The 20,438-nt window shown below is 63.7% G+C and carries 20 protein-coding genes; 12 read left to right on the top strand and 8 right to left on the bottom strand.

What is annotated here, in order from left to right:
* Positions 1 to 57: 57 nt before the first annotated feature.
* Positions 58 to 816: a beta-keto acid cleavage family enzyme gene (locus BLT75_RS07175; protein WP_093029259.1), complete on the top strand. Its 759-nt coding sequence runs from the start codon at positions 58 to 60 to the stop codon at positions 814 to 816.
* The gene (locus BLT75_RS07170; protein WP_093029257.1) at positions 813 to 2,135 is read left to right on the top strand and encodes an aspartate aminotransferase family protein; all 1,323 of its coding nucleotides are present in this window, start codon (positions 813 to 815) and stop codon (positions 2,133 to 2,135) included. Before BLT75_RS07175 ends, BLT75_RS07170 begins: the two co-directional genes overlap by 4 nt.
* Positions 2,136 to 2,305: 170 nt before the next feature.
* Here the strand turns inward: BLT75_RS07170 and metG are convergent, their stop codons facing one another.
* From metG to BLT75_RS07140, 6 genes are all read right to left on the bottom strand, one after another.
* Positions 2,306 to 4,024, bottom strand: a complete 1,719-nt coding sequence (gene metG, locus BLT75_RS07165; RefSeq protein ID WP_093029255.1) for a methionine--tRNA ligase — start codon at positions 4,022 to 4,024, stop codon at positions 2,306 to 2,308.
* Positions 4,025 to 4,105: 81 nt separating this feature from the next.
* Positions 4,106 to 5,329, bottom strand: coding sequence for an MFS transporter (locus BLT75_RS07160; protein ID WP_093029252.1), 1,224 nt, complete (start codon positions 5,327 to 5,329; stop codon positions 4,106 to 4,108).
* A gap of 77 nt (positions 5,330 to 5,406) precedes the next feature.
* The gene (locus tag BLT75_RS07155) at positions 5,407 to 6,003 is read right to left on the bottom strand and encodes a YceI family protein (RefSeq protein WP_093029250.1); all 597 of its coding nucleotides are present in this window, start codon (positions 6,001 to 6,003) and stop codon (positions 5,407 to 5,409) included.
* Between the two features lie 36 nt (positions 6,004 to 6,039).
* On the bottom strand, positions 6,040 to 7,254 hold the full coding sequence (locus BLT75_RS07150) for an MFS transporter (protein ID WP_093029248.1): 1,215 nt from the start codon (positions 7,252 to 7,254) through the stop codon (positions 6,040 to 6,042).
* A gap of 19 nt (positions 7,255 to 7,273) precedes the next feature.
* Entirely contained in the window at positions 7,274 to 7,927 is a 654-nt protein-coding gene (locus BLT75_RS07145; RefSeq protein ID WP_425441125.1) for an ImuA family protein, read from the bottom strand.
* 329 nt (positions 7,928 to 8,256) lie between these two features.
* Complete coding sequence (locus tag BLT75_RS07140) at positions 8,257 to 8,574, bottom strand: DUF6476 family protein (protein WP_093029244.1); 318 nt, start codon at positions 8,572 to 8,574, stop codon at positions 8,257 to 8,259.
* Here BLT75_RS07140 and BLT75_RS07135 point away from each other — a divergent pair.
* The 6 genes from BLT75_RS07135 to ribD all read left to right on the top strand — a co-directional run bounded on the left by BLT75_RS07135 (position 8,573) and on the right by ribD (position 13,409).
* Entirely contained in the window at positions 8,573 to 9,601 is a 1,029-nt protein-coding gene (locus tag BLT75_RS07135; RefSeq protein ID WP_093029242.1) for an RluA family pseudouridine synthase, read from the top strand. The genes BLT75_RS07140 and BLT75_RS07135 overlap by 2 nt on opposite strands.
* A 150-nt stretch (positions 9,602 to 9,751) precedes the next feature.
* Positions 9,752 to 10,648, top strand: coding sequence for an RNA polymerase sigma factor RpoH (gene rpoH / locus BLT75_RS07130; protein ID WP_093029240.1), 897 nt, complete (start codon positions 9,752 to 9,754; stop codon positions 10,646 to 10,648).
* 163 nt (positions 10,649 to 10,811) lie between these two features.
* The gene (locus BLT75_RS07125; RefSeq protein ID WP_093029237.1) at positions 10,812 to 11,225 is read left to right on the top strand and encodes a hypothetical protein; all 414 of its coding nucleotides are present in this window, start codon (positions 10,812 to 10,814) and stop codon (positions 11,223 to 11,225) included.
* Positions 11,226 to 11,262: 37 nt separating this feature from the next.
* Positions 11,263 to 11,673, top strand: a complete 411-nt coding sequence (locus BLT75_RS07120) for a secondary thiamine-phosphate synthase enzyme YjbQ (protein WP_093029235.1) — start codon at positions 11,263 to 11,265, stop codon at positions 11,671 to 11,673.
* Between the two features lie 174 nt (positions 11,674 to 11,847).
* Positions 11,848 to 12,318 (top strand): transcriptional regulator NrdR, encoded by a 471-nt coding sequence (gene nrdR / locus BLT75_RS07115; protein WP_093029233.1) that lies wholly within the window; start codon positions 11,848 to 11,850, stop codon positions 12,316 to 12,318.
* Positions 12,315 to 13,409 (top strand): bifunctional diaminohydroxyphosphoribosylaminopyrimidine deaminase/5-amino-6-(5-phosphoribosylamino)uracil reductase RibD, encoded by a 1,095-nt coding sequence (ribD, locus tag BLT75_RS07110; protein WP_281243129.1) that lies wholly within the window; start codon positions 12,315 to 12,317, stop codon positions 13,407 to 13,409. Before nrdR ends, ribD begins: the two co-directional genes overlap by 4 nt.
* A 143-nt stretch (positions 13,410 to 13,552) precedes the next feature.
* On the opposite strand, the gene BLT75_RS07105 is transcribed toward ribD, so the two are convergent.
* The gene (locus BLT75_RS07105; RefSeq protein WP_093029231.1) at positions 13,553 to 13,819 is read right to left on the bottom strand and encodes an NfeD family protein; all 267 of its coding nucleotides are present in this window, start codon (positions 13,817 to 13,819) and stop codon (positions 13,553 to 13,555) included.
* On the bottom strand, positions 13,819 to 14,709 hold the full coding sequence (locus BLT75_RS07100) for an SPFH domain-containing protein (protein WP_093029229.1): 891 nt from the start codon (positions 14,707 to 14,709) through the stop codon (positions 13,819 to 13,821). Before BLT75_RS07100 ends, BLT75_RS07105 begins: the two co-directional genes overlap by 1 nt.
* A 147-nt stretch (positions 14,710 to 14,856) precedes the next feature.
* Between BLT75_RS07100 and BLT75_RS07095 the strand changes: the two genes are divergently transcribed.
* From BLT75_RS07095 to BLT75_RS07080, 4 genes are all read left to right on the top strand, one after another.
* Entirely contained in the window at positions 14,857 to 15,942 is a 1,086-nt protein-coding gene (locus BLT75_RS07095) for an SH3 domain-containing protein (RefSeq protein WP_093029227.1), read from the top strand.
* Between the two features lie 64 nt (positions 15,943 to 16,006).
* A complete protein-coding gene (gene tgt / locus BLT75_RS07090; protein ID WP_093029225.1) occupies positions 16,007 to 17,137 on the top strand; it encodes a tRNA guanosine(34) transglycosylase Tgt in 1,131 nt (376 codons plus the stop codon).
* A 241-nt stretch (positions 17,138 to 17,378) separates the two neighbouring features.
* Positions 17,379 to 19,790 (top strand): endopeptidase La, encoded by a 2,412-nt coding sequence (gene lon, locus BLT75_RS07085; RefSeq protein WP_093029223.1) that lies wholly within the window; start codon positions 17,379 to 17,381, stop codon positions 19,788 to 19,790.
* Between the two features lie 160 nt (positions 19,791 to 19,950).
* On the top strand, positions 19,951 to 20,436 hold the full coding sequence (locus tag BLT75_RS07080; RefSeq protein ID WP_245706408.1) for an HU family DNA-binding protein: 486 nt from the start codon (positions 19,951 to 19,953) through the stop codon (positions 20,434 to 20,436).
* The last annotated feature ends 2 nt before the right edge of the window (positions 20,437 to 20,438 follow it).

Raw genomic sequence — 20,438 nt, 5'->3', positions numbered from 1 at the left:
GGTCATGTGCGGTTCGTGCGGCGGACTTATCCTTGCTCCCAAAGCAAGGGAATTCCAATGACAGTCCCGATGATCATGGTCGCACCGAACGGAGCGCGGCGCGGCAAGGCCGATCATGCCCGGCTGCCCCTGACGCTGGATGAAACGATTGGCGAGGCGCTGGCCTGTTACAACGCCGGGGCGGCATCGCTGCACTTGCATGTGCGTGACGATGCGGGCCGCCATTCGCTCGATACCGGCCGCTATCGTGAGGCGCTGACGGAACTGGCCCGCGTCGCGCCGGGCATGGCGGTGCAGATCACGACCGAGGCGGCCGGACTCTACAGCCCGGCTCAGCAATTCGATTGCCTGCATCGCTTGCGCCCGGACTGGGCGAGTGTCGCGCTGCGCGAAATCGCGCGCGACCCTTTGATCGCTGCCCGTCTCTATGCACGGGCTGCGGATCAGGGGACCCGAATCCAGCATATCGTCTATGACCGGGCAGACCTGGAAATCCTGTTGCGCGGCCGCGCCGATGGCAGCATTCCCTTGCATCAGGACGAGGTGATCTGCGTGCTGGGCGCGTATGATCCGCCACGTGCCGGCGCACCGGGAGATCTGGAGGCGCTTCGGCCCCGGATTGCCGGCCTGCGTCTCGCGGTCTGCGCCTTTGGCCCCGCCGAACAGGACTGCCTGCTGTCGGCGGCGCGCCACGGAGCCGAGATCCTGCGTGTCGGATTTGAAAACAATCTGCTGTCGCCCGACGGCAGCCTCTGGCCCAACAATGCCGCAGCGGTTGCCTCGTTGCGGTGTCACCTGGAAAGGCAAGCCGCATGAGCCACGTGTTTCCCCGCCATTGTCACGCGCAGATGCCGACCGCCGTCGGGGGCGATGGGTGCTACCTGATCGACAGTTCCGGAAAACGCTATTTCGATGCGTCGGGTGGCGCGGCGGTGTCCTGCCTGGGGCATTCGAACGACCGTGTGCGGCAGGCGATCAAGGACCAGGTGGACCGGCTTGCCTTTGCTCATACCGGGTTTTTCACGTCCGAACCGGCCGAGGCTCTGGCCGATCTGCTGATTGCCAATGCGCCGGAAGGGATCGAACGGGTCTATTTCGTGTCGGGCGGTTCCGAGGCGGTCGAGGCCGCGATCAAGTTGGCACGGCAGTATTTCCTGGAAATCGGCCAGCCCGAGCGGCGGCACCTGGTCGCACGGCGGCAGAGCTATCACGGCAATACGCTTGGTGCTCTGGCGGCCGGCGGCAATGCCTGGCGTCGGCGGCAGTTCGACCCTCTGCTGATCAGCGTCAGTCACATCGCGCCCTGCTATGAATACGCAGAACGGGCAGAGGGCGAGAGCCTGCTCGACTATGGACAGCGTGCGGCAAACGAACTGGAGGCCGAGATTCTGCGCCTGGGTCCCGAAACGGTGATGGCCTTCATCGCCGAACCGGTGGTGGGCGCCACATTGGGCGCCGTGCCTGCCGTCGAGGGCTATTTCGCGCGCATTCGCGAGATCTGCGACAAGTATGGTGTCCTGCTGATCCTGGACGAGGTGATGTGCGGCATGGGGCGCACCGGGCATCTTTTTGCCTGCATGGGCGAGGGGGTAAGGCCCGATATCGTGACAATTGCCAAGGGGCTGGGGGCAGGGTATCAGCCGATCGGTGCGATGCTGTGCTCGGGAACGATCTATGACGCCATTGCGGGCGGGTCGGGCTTCTTCCAGCATGGTCATACCTATATCGGACATCCGGTCGCGACCGCCGCCGGGCTGGCGGTGATCCGGGAGATGTTGGAGCACGATCTGCCGGCGCGGGTGCGCGCCTTGGCGTCTCCGATGGAGCGTCAGTTGCACAAGGTGCTGGGGCAGCATCCGAATGTGGGCGATATTCGCGGACGAGGCTTGTTCTGGGGCGTCGAGTTGGTGGCCGACCGGGAGAGCAAGGCCCCGTTCGATCCCGCTCTCGGTCTGGCGGGAAAGATCAAGAAGGCCGCCATGGCGCGCGGCCTGATCTGCTATCCGATGCCCGGCACGCGGGACGGGCGCAACGGCGACCATGTCCTGCTGGCGCCGCCCTTCGTCATGGCCGAGGACGACGCGACACTGATCGCCGAGCGCCTGGCAGCGGCAATCGGCGACGTGATCGGGTAAGGGCAGCCCGGAAGCCATGCCTGTTGCAGGGCAGGGATGTGGGTGTGCTTCGCCCGACAGGGTATTGGAATTTCGAACGAATTCCGAAATCCAGCACACTGGGGGCGGCGCTGAATCGGAATTTGGGACAAATCGTGAAGACAAGGTTTCGATGAAACCTTGTTTCGTGGTCAGTTCCGCACACCCGCGAACTTCTGCTGCCAGCCTTCGCGGTCTTCGTCGCTGATCTTGGCAAACAATACTTCAGGCACGGTGAAAGCATGGTCTGGTTTGAGAACCCCAAGCGCGGCCGGAACGTCCTCGGGCCAGCTATCGTCGGTCGTATTCATCGCCTCCAGCATCCGCGCGGATGAGGCCGGAATGAACGGCGCCGAAAGAACCGCGTAGAGACGCACCAGGTTGAGAGCCAGCCGGACCTGCGCCGCCGCCTGGACGGGATCGGTCTTGAACAGGGTCCAGGGCGCCGCGCTTTGCAGATATTCGTTGCCTGCAGCCCAGATCGCGCGCAATTCCTGCGCCGACTTGCGAACTTCCATTGCCTCCATATGCGCTTCATAGGCGCGGACCCGCGTCGTCAGCTCGGCGATCAGTGCCTGTTCCTGCGGGCCGTAATCACCGCCGGCAGGCACTTGCTCGCCGAATTTCGAGCGGCAGAACTTGGTGATCCGGCTGACGAAATTGCCCAGCACGTCGGCCAGGTCCTTGTTCACGCTGGCCTGGAAATTCTCCCAGGTGAACTCGCTGTCGCTGTTCTCGGGGGCGTGGGACAGCAACCACCAGCGCCAGTAGTCGGCCGGCAGGATGTCCAGCGCCTGGTCCATGAACACGCCCCGGCCCTGGCTGGTCGAAAACTGGCCGCCGTCATAGTTCAGGTAGTTGAAGGATTTCAGGTGATCGACCATTTTCCACGGCTCACCCGAGCCGATCAGCGTGGCCGGAAAGCTGAGCGTATGGAAGGGTACGTTGTCCTTGCCCATGAACTGCACATAGCGAACGTCGTCGGCGCCCTTGTCGGTGCGCCACCAGCGCTCCCAATCCGCGTCCGGCTTGCCGTTCGCCTCGGCCCATTCGCCGGCGCAGGCGATGTATTCGATCGGCGCGTCGAACCAGACGTAAAAGACCTTGCCTTCCATGCCCGGCCAGTCCTCGTCACCCTTCTTCACAGGAATGCCCCAGTCCAGGTCGCGGGTGATGCCGCGGTCCTGCAAGCCGTCACCATCATGAAGCCATTTCTTGGCGATCGAGGTCGTCAGCACCGGCCAGTCGGTTTTGGAGTCGATCCAGGCGTCCAGCTGATCCTTCAACGCCGACTGGCGCAGGTAAAGGTGCTTGGTCTCGCGTACCTCCAGGTCGGTTGAGCCGGAAATGGCGCTGCGCGGCTCGATCAGGTCGGTCGGGTCCAGCTGCTTGGTGCAGTTCTCGCACTGGTCGCCGCGCGCCTTGTCATAGCCGCAGTTCGGGCAGGTGCCCTCGATATAGCGGTCAGGCAGGAAGCGGCCGTCGGCATTGGAATAGACTTGGCGTTCGCTCACTTCGCGGATCAGGCCGTTTTCGGCCAGCTTGCCTGCGAAATGCTGGGTCAGCTTGTGGTTCTGCGGGCTGGAGGAGCGGCCAAAGTGATCAAAGCTCAGGCCAAAGCGCCGGGCGATGTCGGCCTGCACCTCGTGCATCTCGGCACAGTATTCCGCCACCGGCTTGCCCGCCTTGGCGGCGGCCAGTTCGGCGGGGGTGCCATGTTCATCGGTGGCGCAGAGAAACATCACCTCGCTGCCCCGGCCACGCTGATAGCGTGCATAGAGATCGGCGGGCAGCTGCGAGCCCACCAGATTGCCAAGGTGCTTGATCCCGTTGATATAGGGGATCGCCGAGGTGATCAGAATTCGTGCCATTTTCCCGTTCCGCGCAAATCGTGTGGGGTTCCTTTAACGCAGGCGGGCAGGGGGAGAAATCCCCCTTTTCGGGGCGGCGCGCTAATTCTCCTCGCGAGACCGTTTCAGCAGGCGGCCGATGGTGAACGAGGTGCGCGGCGAGAACACGTAGTTCGTACGATCCTCGGGCGTAGGCCGTGCGCGCATGCGGGCGAGACCGAAGCCGATCAGGAACAGATGCGCGGTGGCGATCAGACCAAAGAGCGCGGGCGGTCCGAATTGTTCGATCAGGGTCGAGGCGGCATAGGGCGCGGCGATGGCGCCGAGCGCGTACCAGAACATCAGGGCGGCCGAAAGCTCGACCCGTTGTTCCGAGGTGGCAAAGTCGTTGGCATGTGCGGCCGAGATCGAGAAGATCGGGAAGGAGGTAAAACCGAACAGTCCCGCCGCCAGCATCACACCGAGCGTGCCGGTCCCGCCTGCGGCTGCGATCACGCCGCATGCACCCATCGCCGCGACCGACACCCAGATCAGCACCCAGCGGCGATCGTATTTGTCAGCCAGCCAGCCGACCGGATATTGCGCTGCGACCCCGCCCAGCACAAAGGCGGCGAGGAAGAAGGCGATCTGGTTTACCGCCAGACCAACCTCCTGGCCGTAGACCGGGCCGACCATCCGGAAGGCGGCGGAACTGACTGCCGCAACGATCACACCCGCGACCGCGAGCGGCGAGCAGGCCCAGGCCAGTCCGGGGCGCAGGCGCGGTGCGTCCGGCGTCTCGGGCTGGCTGGCCTTGGTCAGCGTCAGCGGCAGCAGCGCCGCGCAGCACAGGATTGCCAGCACATTGTATGATACGTATGAGGCCGGCGGTAGCACTGCAATGATCAACTGCGCGCACAGGGACGCGCCGGAATCCGCAATGCGGTAGGTGCCCATGGCCCGGCCGCGGATCTCGTTGGTCAGCTTGGCGTTCAACCAGGCCTCGATCACGGTGTAGCAGCCGGCGACGCAGATGCCCGATGCGATCCGCATCAGCAGCCAGGCATGGGGGTTCTCGGTCAGGGTATGTCCGAGCAGGCCCATCGCCCCCAGGGCGGTGAAGGCCGCAAAGGCGCGGGAATGTCCTACATTTCCCATCAGGCGCGGCGCCCACCAGCAGCCGATGAAGAAACCGAAGAAATGCGCCGACCCCAGAAGGCCGATCTCGGCCTTGGAAAAGCCCAGCGTGAGGCCGGAGATCGCATCCAGAGGCCCGACGCCACCGGTCGACAGTTGCAACAGGATGACGGACAGGAACAGGGCGGCAAAGGAAATGATCGTGCGCATGACTTCGGCTGGTAATGGGATGGGGCAGAGGTGTCCTCTGATTTATCGACGTTTTGAGGTCGATTTCGACCCTTTTGTCATTCCGCGCGCCGGACCGTGGCGGATATGTCCAGGTTGACCCGATCCCGTACGATATCGGCGCGGCCGGACGCCCCAAAGGCGCGGCGGCTGATGCTGCCTGTCAGCCGGATATTGAGTAAATCCAGATCCTCAGGCGCGCTTCCGGGCTGGCGGTAGAGTGCTGCCCGCAGGGTCACGGGGCGAGTCGTGTCGCGGATGGTCATGTGCCCGACGATCTCGGCGCCGTCCGAAATGCGCCCGTCGGGTCCCAGCCGGATGCGGGCCGAAACGAAGCGTATTTCCGGGAAACGCTCGGCCCAGAGGATATCGGGGCCCAGCATGGTCCGACGCGCCAGCGGCAGGCTCACGCGGGCCTTGGCGACGTCGAGCGTGACGTCGACACTGCTGCGGCTCAGGTTCGAGAAATCGACCAGCACTTCGGCGTGTGCGACCGGCATGGTGCCGCGCAGCCTTGTTCCGGCAAGATCGAAACTGAATCCCACCTCGGACCGGTTCTGGTCCAGGACATATCGGACAGGTGCCGCAGCGACCGGCCGCAGCATCGACAGCAGCAGGGCTGCGGCGAGCATGTCGCGGCGGTTGAGCAGGGGCATGGGACGGTCTCCTTCTTGCCCGGAACCCGAAGCCTGTCAGGCCGGCACCGCCTGCGTCCGGGGCCGGGACCGCGACAGTAGCCAGAGCGCGATTGCGATGTTGAGCCCGTTCCATGCAATGCCGTTGATGAAGGCCAACTGGTAGCTTGCCGTCAGGTCGTAGATCCAGCCCGACATCCAGCCGCCGAGCGCCATGCCGAGAATGGTCATCATCAGCACGAACCCGACCCGGGCGCCGGCTTCGCGCGGGGGCATGTATTCGCGGACGACCAGCGCATAGCTGGGCACGATGCCGCCCTGGCTGAGGCCAAAGAGCGTGCTGATCACGTAAAGCGGCACCATCCCGTCATAGGGCAGGAACAGGAACAGGGCCGCGCATTGCAGCACCGAACCGATCAGCAGGGTTCTGAGCCCTCCAAGCCGGTCGGCAACCAGGCCCGAGATGATGCGGCTGACGATACCGCCCAGCAGCATCAGTGACAGCATCTCGGCGCCGACTGCCGGTCCGTACCCGAGGCCGACGCAATAGGATACGATATGGACCTGCGGCATCGACATGGCCACGCAACAGCCGATGCCCGCCACCCCCAGCAGGTATTGCAGCGCCCGGGGGGACAGCCCCACGCTGCGTGCATTGATCTGAGCGGTGGCAGCGGCGGCCAGGTGCGCCTCGTCCGGAAGTCTGCGGCGCAGGACAAGCGACAGCGGGATCACGACCGCGAGCGTCAATGCGGCCAGCGACAGGTACACCGCCTGCCAGCCGCGTCCGGCAAGAACGTCGGCCATCAGGGCAGGCCAGATCGCGCCGGCCAGATAGTTACCGCTGGCCACGACCGCCACGGCGATGCCACGCCGACGCATGAACCAGTGCGAGATATCGGCCATCAGGGGGCCGAAGCCGATCGCGGTGCCAAGGCCCATCAGCAGATGTGCCATGGAAAGCAACAGGATGGTCGGCGCGAGGGTAGCCAGCAGGTAGCTGAGCGCCGACAGCAGCGCTGCCCCGACCAGGGCGCGGGTCACACCCATCCGGTCGACCAGGCGCCCCAGCCACATGTTGCCGAAGGCAAATCCCACCATCGTCAGCGTATAGGGCATCGACGATGCGGCCCGGCCGGTGCCGAACTGCGCCTCGATTGCGGGCATAACCACGATCACCGCCCACATGCCTGCCGAGGACACTGCCGCGATGGCCAGCGTGATGGCGAGGCGAAACCAGGAATAGGTGCTGTCGTGAACCGGGTGACTCATTGTGGCACGCTAGAACCGGTCAGGGGGTTTGACCAGTGTCAATTTCTGCGTCGCCGCACCCGGTGCCAGGGGCGTGAACGGGGCGCAGTTCAAGCCCGGCGCGGGGACTTCGCTGTTCGGCCAGCCAGGTCCGGGGCGGCAGGGTGCGGGCGCGTGTGCGGGTCAACCGCCAGCGCCGTGCCGCTCCGAGATGGGAAGGCGCCATGTGCCAGCGGGTCTCGACCCCCGGCGCGCCGCCATCGCCCGGGGTCAGCAGCAGGCCCAACGGCGGAGCGCCCAAGGCTGCGCCCTGTTCGGCGGCCAGATGCAACCGGCGCACTGGTGTCAGGGGAGGTGGGCCTGGCAGATCGGCCACCACCAGCGGTACCGCACCGCTGCGCAGCGCTTCCTCCATGCACCAGAGCAGGTCATCGGCGCGCACCGGATGGACAAAGATGAACCGCCCCGGATCGGCAAAGGCGATCATGCCGTCGGGATTCGGACGATCGGCCCCCCAGGCCGGCGCAAGCCACAGCACCGGCCCCTGCATCTGCCCCGCCAGCCACAGGGCAAAGCTGCGCCGGGCCGGCCCACAGGCTTCGTGCGCGCGGGCCAGCGGCAACCGGACCTCCGGGTGAGGGGTCGGGATCGCGCCAGTGGCGGAGGAACGGTGAGACAGTAACCGAGTCGGCATGGGGGAAAGCATAAATTGTTCACTTTTTGTTCTCAATAGAGAACGAGCCTGTATCTCCAGGGGCCGGCAGATCATGGTGAACTCGACCCGTTTGTTTCCCGCCCGTCGGCAACACGGAAACCAAATATGCCCGCGCAGGTTGGCGGCACGGCACACATCGAATTTCTTGAGAATCCGGGGGCATCCCCAAACGGACAGGTCCGCAACATTCCCCATTGCGGACCTGACACTTCGTGAGTGGCGATGTTTCGCTGGACAAACCGTAACAAACGGTTTCACGGGATACCAAATATCAAGTGAATAGAATGCCTATACGAAAGTATAGAGACCTAGTCCTGCGTATCGGGATCCAGCGATACTGACTGGCGCAATTTGCCGGTGGTCTTGTCAAAGATCAGGATGCGGTTGTCATCGGTGACAACCGCGTACCAGTTCGCGCCGATGGTGACGGCAAGCGCGCTTGCACCGTCGGGCAGGTCGACCTCGTCCGGCAAGGTCGGGGTTCTGTCGCTCAGGCGGATGACAATCAGCGCGAATGTCAATAGAACCCCGCCAATCATCACCGCGGTCAGTGTCATGACCATACGCCGTAGCAGTTTCAGTTGCGGGGTTTCCTGCGGTATCTCGGAATCGGAAGGGACGTTCATGGGCACCCGCATCGTGGAATTCGACATCGCGGCGGCACCGCCGCCCCGCCTTGATAAGGCGCTTTCCCGCGATGTACCAGACGAAGCCGCACTGTCCCGAACCCGGCTGGCGCGGCTGATCGGAGAGGGCGCGGTGTCGGTCGACGGGCAGGTGGTCATCGACCCCAAGGCGCGGGTCGAGGAAGGCGCACGGGTCCGGATCGCGGTCGAAGAGGCAGACGAAAGCCATATCGCCCCCGAAGCCATCGCGCTCGATGTGGTCTACGAGGATGACGACCTGATCGTCATCGACAAGCCCGCAGGGCTGGTGGTGCATCCCGCACCTGGCACGCCCTCAGGTACGCTGGTCAACGCGCTCCTGCATCACTGCGGTGCGGCGCTGTCCGGGGTGGGTGGGGTCAAACGGCCCGGAATCGTTCACCGGATCGACAAGGACACCAGCGGGCTGCTTGTAGTGGCCAAGAGCGATGCCGCGCATCACGGTCTGGCTGCCCAGTTCGAGGCGCATAGCGTCGAGCGCCATTATTCCGCGCTGTGCTACGGTGTGCCCGACGGCAGCGACCCCCGCCTGCGCGGAGTCAAGGGCGCCAGTTTTGAGCCGGGCAACGTGCTGCGCCTGACCACGCAACTGGCCCGGCACCCGCATGATCGCCAGAAACAGGCGGTGGTGTTCCATGGTGGCCGTCACGCGGTGACGCGCGCGCGGGTGATCGAGAGTTTTGGCGACCCGGCCGCTGTCTCGTTGATCGACTGCTGGCTGGAAACCGGCCGGACACATCAGATCCGCGTGCACATGGCCCATGCAGGCCACGGCCTTGTGGGCGACCCGGTCTATGGCGGGCGGCGCAAACTTTCAGAGCGTGCCCTGACGCCCGAGGCCGTTGAGGCGGTGGCCGGGTTCCCGCGCCAGGCGCTGCATGCCGCGGAGCTGGGATTCGAACACCCGGTAACCGGCGCTCGGATGCGGTTCTCATCTCCGCTGCCACAGGATCTGGAAATGCTGCTCGACACCCTGCGCCGACGGTGAAACAATCCGCACGGCAAGGTGATGGGCAAGGTCTCACATTTTCTTAATCTTAGCTTAATATCGTGACTGTACCGATTAACACTTGAATGGGCTGTATAGGTGACCCATATCCTATGTTAAGTCCTTAAACATTTGGGAGGGACATTGACGATGGCGAATTACGCAAATCTCCCGGCGCCCACGCCCGAAGGCGGGTTGAACCGCTACATGCAGGAAATCCGCAAGTTTCCGCTGCTGGAGCCGGAAGAGGAATACATGCTGGCCAAGCGCTGGGTCGAGGAACAGGATGCCGAGGCCGCGCACAAGATGGTCACCAGCCACCTGCGCCTGGCGGCCAAGATCGCCATGGGCTATCGCGGCTATGGCCTGCCGCAGGCCGAGGTGATTTCCGAGGCCAACGTCGGTCTGATGCAGGCGGTCAAGCGGTTCGACCCGGAGAAGGGGTTCCGCCTGGCGACCTATGCCATGTGGTGGATCCGTGCTGCGATTCAGGAATATATCCTGCGCTCCTGGTCTCTGGTGAAGCTGGGTACAACCAGCGCGCAAAAGAAACTGTTCTTCAACCTGCGCAAGGCCAAGGCCAAGATCGGTGCGCTGGAAGAGGGTGACCTGCACCCCGACAACGTGCGTCAGATCGCACATGACCTGGGCGTCAGCGAAGATGACGTGATCAGCATGAACCGGCGGATGTCCGGTGGCGATGCCTCGCTGAACGCGACAGTGGGCGCCGAAGGCGAAGGCTCGATGCAGTGGCAGGACTGGCTCGAGGACGAGGATGCCGACCAGGCCACCGATTACGAGGAACGTGACGAGATGGAGGCTCGGCGCGAGTTGCTGGCCTCGGCGCTCGAAGTGTTGAACGACCGTGAAAAGGATGTGCTTACCCAGCGCCGCCTGATGGATCAGGCGGTTACGCTGGAAGACTTGAGCACGCAGTACAATGTCAGCCGCGAACGCATCCGTCAGATCGAGGTGCGTGCCTTTGAGAAACTGCAAAAGCGCATGCGCGAACTGGCCCGAGAGAAGGGCATGCTATCCAGCGTCTGACCGTCTCGTGGCCGTACCCGACCCCGTGCCGCCCCGGCCGTTTTAGCATTGCCGGGGCGAACCAAGCTGAAAACCGCTGGGAAGGGGCCTTCATTGTCCGAATCCGGTTGCGGATACGGCTGGCTGTAATCACACTTTGGCACGACCACAAAGGAACGAAGCAATGAACCGGACTGCCTTGCTCTTGGCCACGGCAACCCTGATCGGTCTTTCGGTACCGGCCGATGCGCTGACCACACGCATTGGCGCCAGGGTGCTGGATGTTGACGGGGTTGTGTTCGAAGTGGTGCCGCGCGGCCGTCAGCGGACGGGCGATTTCTGGTGTGCGGCCTCGGAATATGCGCGCCGCGCGCTGGGTGCGGGCTGGAACGACCGTATCTATATTGCCCGCGGGCGCGGCCCGAGCGTGACCACCGGCCGAAAGACCGCGGTGCAGTTCACCATGTCGCCTCAGGCGGCTGGCATAACCCCTTTGGAAAACGATCTGACCAGTATTCGGGTGGGCCTGAAAGTGGGCGACAACATGTCGGTCAATCAGGCTAATGGCTATTGCGACCCGACACCGGTATGGTTCTGAGGATTTTGGCTGCCGGCCTCTGCGGGGTGCATTGGAAATGCTGACCGAATTCTTGATCCAGACCACCGGTCCCGGCCTCTATGAGTTCACCACCGATATTCGCCGCTGGCTGGCGGGACAGGGCGACGGGCTGCTGACGCTCATGGTGCGCCACACTTCGTGTTCGCTGCTGATGCAGGAGAATGCAGATCCCGAGGTGCAGACCGACCTGACCGCGTTTTTCGAGCGACTGGTGCCGCCGTCCGATCATCCGTCCATGTCTTATCTGCGCCATACCTACGAAGGGCCGGATGACATGCCGGCGCATATCAAGGCCGCGCTGATGCCGGTGTCATTGGGGCTTCCGGTGCAGGGCGGGGTGCCGATGCTGGGCACCTGGCAGGGAATCTATCTTGTCGAGCACCGAAATGCCCCGCATCGGCGCAAGGTGGCCGCCCATTTCGGCTAGAGTCGCGACCCTTTGCATCTTGCGTTGCCGATGGTGTTCTAGATTTGGATCGCAGGCCTGTATCTTGCGTATGCAAATCTCCACTACCCAAACCCTAGCATAGGCCCTATAGTTGTGGATAAGTGGGCCGAAGCGCTCGCGCAAGAGGCGGAACAAGGGACGAGGAGACGGCGGATGCGCTGCCCGTTTTGCGGAAATATCGACACACAGGTCAAGGACTCGCGTCCTGCGGAAGACCACGTATCCATTCGCAGGCGACGGTTCTGTCCGGCCTGCGGAGGACGATTCACCACCTATGAACGGGTCCAGCTGCGCGATCTCGTGGTGATCAAGACCAGCGGCAAGCGCGAGGATTTCGACCGCGACAAGCTGGAACGCTCGATCCGCATCTCGATGCAGAAACGTCCGATTGATCCCGAGCGCATCGATCAGATGATCTCGGGCATCGTGCGGCGGCTGGAAAGCATGGGCGAGACCGATATCCCGTCGAAGAAGATCGGCGAGATCGTGATGGAGGCGCTGGCCCGGATCGACACTGTCGCATACGTGCGTTTTGCAAGCGTTTACAAGAACTTCCAGGCTGCAGATGATTTCGAGGAGTTCGTCCATGAACTGCGCCCGCCCAGCCCGCCCACTGAAGAGTGACGGTCTCTGACGAACGTTTCATGGCTCTCGCCCTGTCTCTTGGCAGGCGGGAGCTTGGGGCTTGCTGGCCGAACCCGGCGGTGGGCTGCCTTATCGTGTCCGGCGGGCGGATCGTGGGGCGCGGCTGGACCCAGGCCGGCGGCCGGCCACATGCCGAGACGGTGGCGCTGGCCCAGGCCGGTGCCGCGGCGCGTGGCGCAACCGCCTATGTCACGCTGGAACCCTGTGCGCATCATGGCAAGACGCCCCCCTGTGCGGAGGCGCTGATCTCGGCAGGTGTGGCGCGGGTGGTCGCGGCGGTCGAGGACAGTGATCCGCGGGTTGCGGGCAAGGGGTTTGCATTGCTGCGCGCGGCCGGGGTGGCGGTCACGACCGGCGTTCTGGCCGACGAGGCAGCCCGCGATCTGGCGGGTTTCTTCCTGAAAACGGAACACGGCCGGCCTTGGCTCACCTTGAAAATGGCGTCGAGTTTCGACGGACGCATCGCAACCGCCTCAGGTGAAAGCAAATGGATAACAGGCGGTTATGCGCGAAAGCTCGTGCATTCCATGCGGGCGCGGCACGACGCGGTGATGGTTGGCGCCGGTACTGCGCGGGCGGATGATCCGTCTTTGACCGTGCGCGATCTTGGCATCGAGCGGCAGCCGGTGCGGGTGGTCGTGTCTCGCTATCTCGACCTGCCGCTGATGAGCCAGCTTGCCCGGACGGCACGGCAGGTTCCGGTGTGGCTGTGTCATGGGACCGGGGTCGATCCGGACCGCGCGCGTGCCTGGAAAAGCACTGGGGCCGAACTGGTTTCCTGTGCCGTTTCAGGCATGCAGATCGATGCCCTGGACCTGATGCAGCAACTCGGCGCGCGCGGGCTGACACGGGTGTTCTGCGAAGGCGGGTCGGCGCTGGCCGCTTCGCTTCTGGCCGAAGATCTGGTCGATGAACTGGTCGGCTTTACCGCCGGGCTCTCCATCGGGGCCGAAGGTTTGCCGGCAATCGGGACGCTGGGCCTGGAGCGGCTGTCCGAAGCGCCCAGGTTCCGGTTGATCGAGACCATGGACGCTGGCGGCGATGTGCTGCACCGCTGGGCCAGGGGCTGATCTGCGGGGGCTGCCCGGTTTCATTGCATTTGGACTGACAACTGAACGCGCCGACATCTCGGGTAGTCTCCGAAGCACGAAGGACTGCCAGTATGACGGCAGTACGCTCGTGTATCGGCGCCGCGCGGTTTTCCCGAAAGCCCTTATTCGTTGATGTCGCCCTTGAAGCGTTTCACCTGCCCATGCGGCAGGGCGAATGTCCTGCGCAGGGCCAGCCAGGCGACCAGCGACAGGGCGGCGAAGATCAAGAGCAGCACCGGCAGCGACGGGGTGAGGACCAGCAGCAGCAGGCCGGTGAGGGCCGCGCCGATGGCGAAGCCCAGGAAGATGAAACCGGGCAGCAGCATCTCGACCACTCCCAGCACCAGCGCGGCCGCGATCCAGAGCCACCAGATGGACCAGAGCGGCATCACTTGCCCCCCTTCAGCAGCTTGAAGGCGTCGCCGAAGGCTTCGAGCGCGTTGGCCGGCAGCACGATGGTCTGCTTGCCCGCGCCGTTGCCAAGTGCGTTCAGCGCCTCGACCTGTTTCAGGGCAACCTGGTATTGTGCCGCCTCCAGCCCGTGCGCGGCGATGGCGCGGGCGACAACCTCGGTCGCATAGGCTTCGGCCTCGGCCTGGATGCGGCGGGCCTTGGCGGTCTGCTCGGCGGCATAGAGCTCGGCATCGGCATTGAGTTCAACGGCGCGTTTGGCGCCTTCGGCCTTGGTCACCTGGGCGCGGCGTTCACGTTCGGCGTTCAGCTGTTGCAGCATGGCGTCACGGGTGGCCTGGTCGAGATTGACGTCAAGGATCTCGGCCCGGGTGACCTCGATCCCCCAGTTGTCGACCGCATCCTCGACCGAGGCCTTGATGGTGGAAATCAGTTGCGCCCGGTTCGATTGCACCTCGTCCAGGTCCATCTTGCCGATCTCGGCGCGCACGATGCCGGCCACGGTGGTGGAAATCGCCCCGTCCACATCGCGGATGCGATAGACCGTCTTTTCGGGGTCGGTGATCCGGTAGAACACCGATGTGTCGACCTGCACCAGCACGTTGTCCTTGGTGATCGCGTCCTGGCTTGCGGTGGGCAATTGCCGTTCGAGGATCGATATCTTGTGGCGGACAACGTCGAGGAAAGGCACGATGAAATTGATGCCCGGTCCCAGCACCGCATGCAGCCTGCCGAAGCGTTCGACCACGAATTTCTCGGACTGCGGCACGATGCGGATGCCCTTCAGAATGACCACGATGATGAAGATCGCCGCGGCAAGATAGACGATGTTCTGGGCGATGAGCCCGATGAATTGGTCTTCGGTCATGGTTTGTTCCTTGTGTGCCGCGCGGGAAATGCCGCTGTCGCCCGTGACCGTCGCAGGTTCCGCGAGACAGGAAGAAAGATGGAAGTTACTCTGGGTTGCATAAGTCGCTCTTCATTTCATCGCATTCTACAGGCCCAAACGAAATCCATGTCAAACTATTTGCCCGCAGATCTGCTCGAATACCTGCATAGCCGATTGCCTTTCGTTCCCGCCCTGACGGCTTGCGGTGATCTTTCGTCCGATGTCGCCGCCGGGGCGTTTCGTGAGACAGAGGCGATGTTTTTCGAGTATTTCTGGCAGCCCCGTCCGGTTGCGCTTCCGGCGGGTGCGAGAGTGCTGCGCTTGCTTGCCCGGTTGCGGCACGGCGGTTCGGTTCTGGTGCACCGGGCGGTCTCGAGGGTGCGGGAAGCCGTCGGGGAGCCCGTGCTTGTCCCGTCGACGGAGTATGAAGGAGACGGACCTTCGGGAGGGGGACCTTCCGGTGGTGTCGGAGAGGGGCCGTCCGCGCCAGAGATGCGCGGCGTTGACAGAGGGGCCATCCTGCGCCGCGAGATCGACGAGGCCCTGAAAACGGTGGAACGGTCGCAGGCCGCGCAAGAGGAAATAAACCGCCAATTGGAGGCAATCCAGGCGGCTTTGCAGAAGGCCAGCCAACCCGGAGCGCCATTCGTCTTCAACCCGAGGATCATCGTCAATATCGTCAATGCGCAGCAGGAAAAGGAAAAGTCCCGGCTTCGACGGTTCGGAACGAAGGTCAGGGATGCTATATTCCTGCTTGCGGCCGTGGCGGGCATCTATACCGGTGCGGTACTGGCATGGGACCGCAACACGGACAGCGGGCCTCGACCGGGTTCGGGTGTCGGTCAGACAACGGTAGCCGCTCCGCCCTCCCGGCCTGTCGCCTCGGACGTGGAGTCGTCTGGACCGCCGGTAATCACGGCGCCGCCGAGACCGGAAAACTCTCCCGATCCGGAGGGCCGACCGGAACTGGCCGAGGAACCGGTCGAGGAACTGGCTGAGGGACTGAAGGTCCAAGTTGTCGAGCCGACCGGCCTGGTGGTAAGGGCGGGCCCGCAGAAGCAGTCGGCCCGACTGGGGGCGATTGCCTGCGGCAAGGTGGTGCAGATCGTTCAATGGGGGTCGGAATACAGCCGTGTGCTCTACGTCGATGTCAACGGAGAGTTGCAGGAAGGGTTCGTGATCAGCCGAGGTCTTTCGGTCAGGGAGCCATGACCCTGAACGCTTGCACCTGAAGCCGAGTTCCGGCAAAGGCAGGGCGATGACAGCGAGGGCGGACATGACCGAACGGTTTTCTTTCGATTTGCAGGCCACCGACGGCAAGGCGCGCACGGGGCTGATCCATACCCCCCGCGGCGCGGTGCGCACGCCGGCCTTCATGCCGGTGGGAACGGCGGCGACCGTCAAGGCGATGATGCCCGAAAGCGTGCGCGCCACCGGGGCCGATATCCTGCTGGGCAATACCTATCACCTGATGCTGCGCCCGACGGCGGAACGGATCGACCGGTTGGGCGGCTTGCATAAGTTCATGAACTGGGACCGCCCGATCCTGACCGACAGCGGCGGGTTCCAGGTGATGTCGCTGGCGGGGCTGAGGAAGCTGACCGAGAAGGGGGTAACGTTCAAATCCCATATCGACGGGTCCAAGCACGAGCTGACGCCGGAACGCTCGATGGAGATCCAGCGGCTCTTGGGCAGCGACATCGTGATGTGTTTCGACGAATGCCCGGCGCTGCCCGCTGACCGGGACCGGATCGCCGAGAGCATGCGGCTGAGCATGCGCTGGGCCGAGCGTTCGCGCGATGCCTTTGGCGACCGGCCGGGGCACGCGCTGTTCGGGATCATGCAGGGCGGGCTGGAGCAGGATCTGCGCGAGGAGAGCGCCGCGGCGCTGAAGGCGATCGGCTTCGAAGGCTACGCGGTGGGCGGGCTGGCGGTGGGCGAGGGGCAGGCGGCCATGTTCGACTGTCTCGATTATGCGCCCGGTTTCCTGCCCGAGGACAAGCCGCGCTACCTGATGGGCGTGGGCAAGCCCGACGATATCGTCGGCGCGGTCAAGCGCGGCATCGACATGATGGATTGCGTACTGCCGTCGCGCTCGGGCCGGACGGGGCAGGTTTTCACCCGCCACGGGGTGCTCAACATCAAGAATGCCCGCCACATGGACGACCCGCGCCCGCTGGACGAGGAATGTACCTGTCCGGCCTGCCGCGGCTACTCGCGCGCCTATCTGCACCACGTGTTCCGCAGCCAGGAGATCATCAGCTCGATGCTGCTTACCTGGCACAATCTGCATTATTTCCAGGAGATCATGGCCGGCATGCGGGATGCGATCGCGGCCGGGAGGTTCGTCGAATGGGAGGCCGATTTCCACGCGCGGCGGGCCGTGGGGGATATCGAGCCGCTGTGACGGCGGTTCGGCGCTCCTGCGTTCGCAGGTCGCCCCGCCCGCCGTCCCGCAGGAAATCGCCATGGTCGGGTTTTGCGCCCTTGCGGTCACCCGGCACTCGCGTCATGCTGATCGGCAACAAACCGTTTGCAAGGTTGAAATCGGCGGGGATCCGCACCACCTTTGTAGCCCGAGACAGGAGATGGCCGGGGGTCGCCTATGAGAGGGACCGGTGCCATCTTGCCAAAGACAAGGATATAGCATGCAAGAGCCTCTGAACGCCTCTTACCCCGTCCTGCCGCTGCGCGATATCGTGGTATTTCCCCACATGATCGTGCCGCTGTTCGTGGGCCGCGAAAAATCGGTTCGCGCGCTGGAGGAGGTGATGCAGGACGACAAGCAGATCCTGCTGTCAAGCCAGATCGACCCCGGCGTGGACGATCCTGGCACCGACGGTATCTATCGCACCGGCGTGCTGGCCAATGTGCTGCAGCTGCTGAAACTGCCCGACGGCACTGTCAAGGTGCTGGTCGAGGGGCAGGCACGGGTGAAGATCACCGATTTCCTGGACAACGACGAATTCTTCGAGGCGCGCGCCGAACTGCTCAGCGAGATCCCCGGCGACGTGACCACGACGCAGGCGTTGATCCGTACCGTGGGCGACGAATTCGAGCGCTATGCCAAGGTACGCAAGAACATCCCCGAAGAAGCGCTGGCGGCGGTTGGCGAAACCACCGAACCGGCCAAGCTGGCCGATCTGGTGGCGGGCCATCTGGGTATTGATGTGGGCCAGAAACAGGATTTGCTCGAGACGCTTTCGATCAGTGAGCGGCTGGAGAAGGTCTATGGCCTGATGCAGGGCGAAATGAGCGTCCTGCAGGTCGAGAAGAAGATCAAGACGCGGGTCAAGTCCCAGATGGAGAAGACCCAGCGCGAATATTATCTGAACGAACAGATGAAGGCGATCCAGCGCGAGCTGGGCGACGGCGACGAGGGCGCCGGTGAGATCGCCGAACTCGAAGAGAAGATCGCCGCGACCAAACTGTCGAAGGAAGCGCGCGAAAAGGCCGACGCAGAGCTGAAGAAGCTCAAGAACATGTCGCCCATGTCGGCCGAGGCCACGGTGGTGCGCAACTATCTCGACTGGCTGCTGTCGATCCCGTGGGGCGTCAAGAGCCGGGTCAAGAAGGACCTGGGCCGCGCCGAAGAGGTGCTGGACGCCGATCACTATGGTCTGGAGAAGGTCAAGGAGCGGATCGTAGAATACCTGGCGGTGCAGCAGCGCAGCCAGAAGCTGAAAGGCCCGATCCTGTGCCTTGTCGGCCCGCCGGGCGTGGGCAAGACCAGCCTGGGCAAGTCTGTCGCCAAGGCGACCGGGCGCGAGTTCATCCGCATCAGCCTGGGCGGGGTGCGCGACGAGAGCGAGATCCGCGGCCACCGCCGGACCTATATCGGCTCGATGCCGGGCAAGATCATCCAGTCGCTGAAGAAGGCCAAGACCACCAATCCGCTGATCCTGCTCGATGAGATCGACAAGATGGGGCAGGATTTCCGGGGCGACCCGGCCAGCGCCATGCTGGAGGTTCTGGATCCGGAACAGAACAGCACCTTCGTCGACCACTACATGGAAGTGGAATACGACCTGTCGAACGTGATGTTCCTGACCACGTCCAACAGCTACAACATGCCCGGGCCGCTTCTGGACCGGATGGAGATCATTCCGCTTGCCGGTTACACCGAGGATGAAAAGCGCGAGATCGCGCATCGTCACCTGCTGCCCAAGCAGACCAAGAACCATGGTCTGAAGGCGAAGGAGTTCGTGCTGACCGAGCCGGCGCTGACCGACATCATCCGCTACTACACCCGCGAAGCGGGCGTGCGGAACCTGGAGCGCGAGATTGCCAAGATCTGCCGCAAGGCGCTGACCAGGATCCTCAAGAAATCCGCCGAACGGGTCGAGGTGACCCCGGCGAACCTGGAGGATTTCCTGGGCGTGCGGCGGTTCAAGTTCGGGCTGGCGGAAAAGGATGACCAGGTGGGCGTGGTGACCGGGCTGGCCTGGACCAGCGTTGGCGGCGACCTGCTGTCGATCGAGGCGCTGCGCCTTCCGGGCAAGGGCCGGATGAAGACCACCGGCAAGCTGGGCGAGGTGATGAAGGAATCGATCGACGCTGCGGCATCCTATGTGCGCTCGATCGCGCCGTCGATCGGGGTGAAACCGCCGCGGCTGGACCGCTGGGACATCCACGTGCACGTCCCCGAGGGCGCGACGCCCAAGGACGGCCCCAGCGCCGGTATCGCGATGGTGACGTCGATCGTGTCAGTCCTGACCCAGATCCCGGTGCGCAAGGATATCGCCATGACCGGCGAGGTCACCCTGCGCGGCAATGTTCTGGCGATTGGCGGGCTCAAGGAGAAGCTGCTGGCGGCCCTGCGCGGCGGCGTGAAGACGGTTCTGATCCCGGCCGAGAACGCAAAGGACCTGCCGGAGATTCCGGACAATGTGAAGGAAGGGCTGGAGATCATCCCGGTCGCGCATGTGTCCGAGGTTCTGAAGCTGGCCTTGGCGCGGCAGCCCGAGCCGGTGGAATGGGACGAGGCGGCCGAGGAAGAAGCCGCATCGTCAAAAGCCGCGCCATCGACCGGCGAGGGAGCTTCGGCAACCGCGCATTGACGCTGAACAGGATGGCCAAGGTCGAAAAATTCCAGAGGCGGGCAGAAATGCCCGCCTTCGATGTATCCGGGGGCCCGGATCTCAACTAATTCTTCGAGCAATGTGGAAAGACTGGAAACAGTGAAGTATGCTGTTGAAAACAGGATCCAGAGGCAAGATCATGGCAAAACGCACCACGCGGGCCCCCAGCACGACCCGCAAGACCACCTCTCGTAGCACCCGAAAAGCGACTGCGCTGGCATCCGAGGTCAAGGCCGAGGATTTGGCGGAAGAGTTGAACAAGCCGCTACCCGAGGTGCTGAGCGTGGCGGCGCATGCCGAAATGGATGCCGAAGACGCAGATACGGACAGTGCCGACGATGACAACGAACTTCGGAAACGCGAATTGATCGACCTTGTTGTCGCCCGGTCGGAGGTGAAGAAGAAATTCGCCAAGCCGGCCGTCGAGGCGATGCTGGCCATTCTTGGCGAGGCGATCTCGGAGGGGCGCAGCCTGAACCTTTCGCCGTTTGGCAAGCTCAAGGTCAATCGAACCAATGAAAAGGGCAATGGCCAGGTGATTGTCTGCAAGCTGCGGCGCAGCACGCAGGACGGGACGCCGGTCGAAAAACTTGGCCAAGACCCCCTTGCAGAGCCTGCCGAGTGACG

It is taken from the genome of Ruegeria marina (genome assembly GCF_900101475.1).
In the GTDB taxonomy this organism is placed as follows: Bacteria; Pseudomonadota; Alphaproteobacteria; order Rhodobacterales; family Rhodobacteraceae; genus Ruegeria_B; species Ruegeria_B marina.
This window is presented reverse-complemented; position numbering and strand designations above follow the sequence as displayed.

What these genes read in the sequence shown, in the direction of transcription:
- BLT75_RS07170 (WP_093029257.1), top strand. Translation starts at nt 813, where the DNA reads ATGAGCCACGTGTTTCCCCGCCATTGTCACGCGCAGATGCCGACCGCC.
- BLT75_RS07125 (WP_093029237.1), top strand. Translation starts at nt 10,812, where the DNA reads ATGAACCGGACTGCCTTGCTCTTGGCCACGGCAACCCTGATCGGTCTT.
- BLT75_RS07105 (WP_093029231.1), bottom strand. Translation starts at nt 13,819, where the DNA reads ATGCCGCTCTGGTCCATCTGGTGGCTCTGGATCGCGGCCGCGCTGGTG.
- tgt (WP_093029225.1), top strand. Translation starts at nt 16,007, where the DNA reads ATGACCGAACGGTTTTCTTTCGATTTGCAGGCCACCGACGGCAAGGCG.
- BLT75_RS07100 (WP_093029229.1), bottom strand. Translation starts at nt 14,709, where the DNA reads ATGACCGAAGACCAATTCATCGGGCTCATCGCCCAGAACATCGTCTAT.
- BLT75_RS07150 (WP_093029248.1), bottom strand. Translation starts at nt 7,254, where the DNA reads ATGAGTCACCCGGTTCACGACAGCACCTATTCCTGGTTTCGCCTCGCC.
- lon (WP_093029223.1), top strand. Translation starts at nt 17,379, where the DNA reads ATGCAAGAGCCTCTGAACGCCTCTTACCCCGTCCTGCCGCTGCGCGAT.
- BLT75_RS07095 (WP_093029227.1), top strand. Translation starts at nt 14,857, where the DNA reads ATGTCAAACTATTTGCCCGCAGATCTGCTCGAATACCTGCATAGCCGA.
- BLT75_RS07145 (WP_425441125.1), bottom strand. Translation starts at nt 7,927, where the DNA reads ATGCCGACTCGGTTACTGTCTCACCGTTCCTCCGCCACTGGCGCGATC.
- BLT75_RS07140 (WP_093029244.1), bottom strand. Translation starts at nt 8,574, where the DNA reads ATGAACGTCCCTTCCGATTCCGAGATACCGCAGGAAACCCCGCAACTG.
- BLT75_RS07155 (WP_093029250.1), bottom strand. Translation starts at nt 6,003, where the DNA reads ATGCCCCTGCTCAACCGCCGCGACATGCTCGCCGCAGCCCTGCTGCTG.
- BLT75_RS07160 (WP_093029252.1), bottom strand. Translation starts at nt 5,329, where the DNA reads ATGCGCACGATCATTTCCTTTGCCGCCCTGTTCCTGTCCGTCATCCTG.
- rpoH (WP_093029240.1), top strand. Translation starts at nt 9,752, where the DNA reads ATGGCGAATTACGCAAATCTCCCGGCGCCCACGCCCGAAGGCGGGTTG.
- BLT75_RS07120 (WP_093029235.1), top strand. Translation starts at nt 11,263, where the DNA reads ATGCTGACCGAATTCTTGATCCAGACCACCGGTCCCGGCCTCTATGAG.
- metG (WP_093029255.1), bottom strand. Translation starts at nt 4,024, where the DNA reads ATGGCACGAATTCTGATCACCTCGGCGATCCCCTATATCAACGGGATC.
- nrdR (WP_093029233.1), top strand. Translation starts at nt 11,848, where the DNA reads ATGCGCTGCCCGTTTTGCGGAAATATCGACACACAGGTCAAGGACTCG.
- BLT75_RS07080 (WP_245706408.1), top strand. Translation starts at nt 19,951, where the DNA reads ATGGCAAAACGCACCACGCGGGCCCCCAGCACGACCCGCAAGACCACC.
- BLT75_RS07135 (WP_093029242.1), top strand. Translation starts at nt 8,573, where the DNA reads ATGGGCACCCGCATCGTGGAATTCGACATCGCGGCGGCACCGCCGCCC.
- BLT75_RS07175 (WP_093029259.1), top strand. Translation starts at nt 58, where the DNA reads ATGACAGTCCCGATGATCATGGTCGCACCGAACGGAGCGCGGCGCGGC.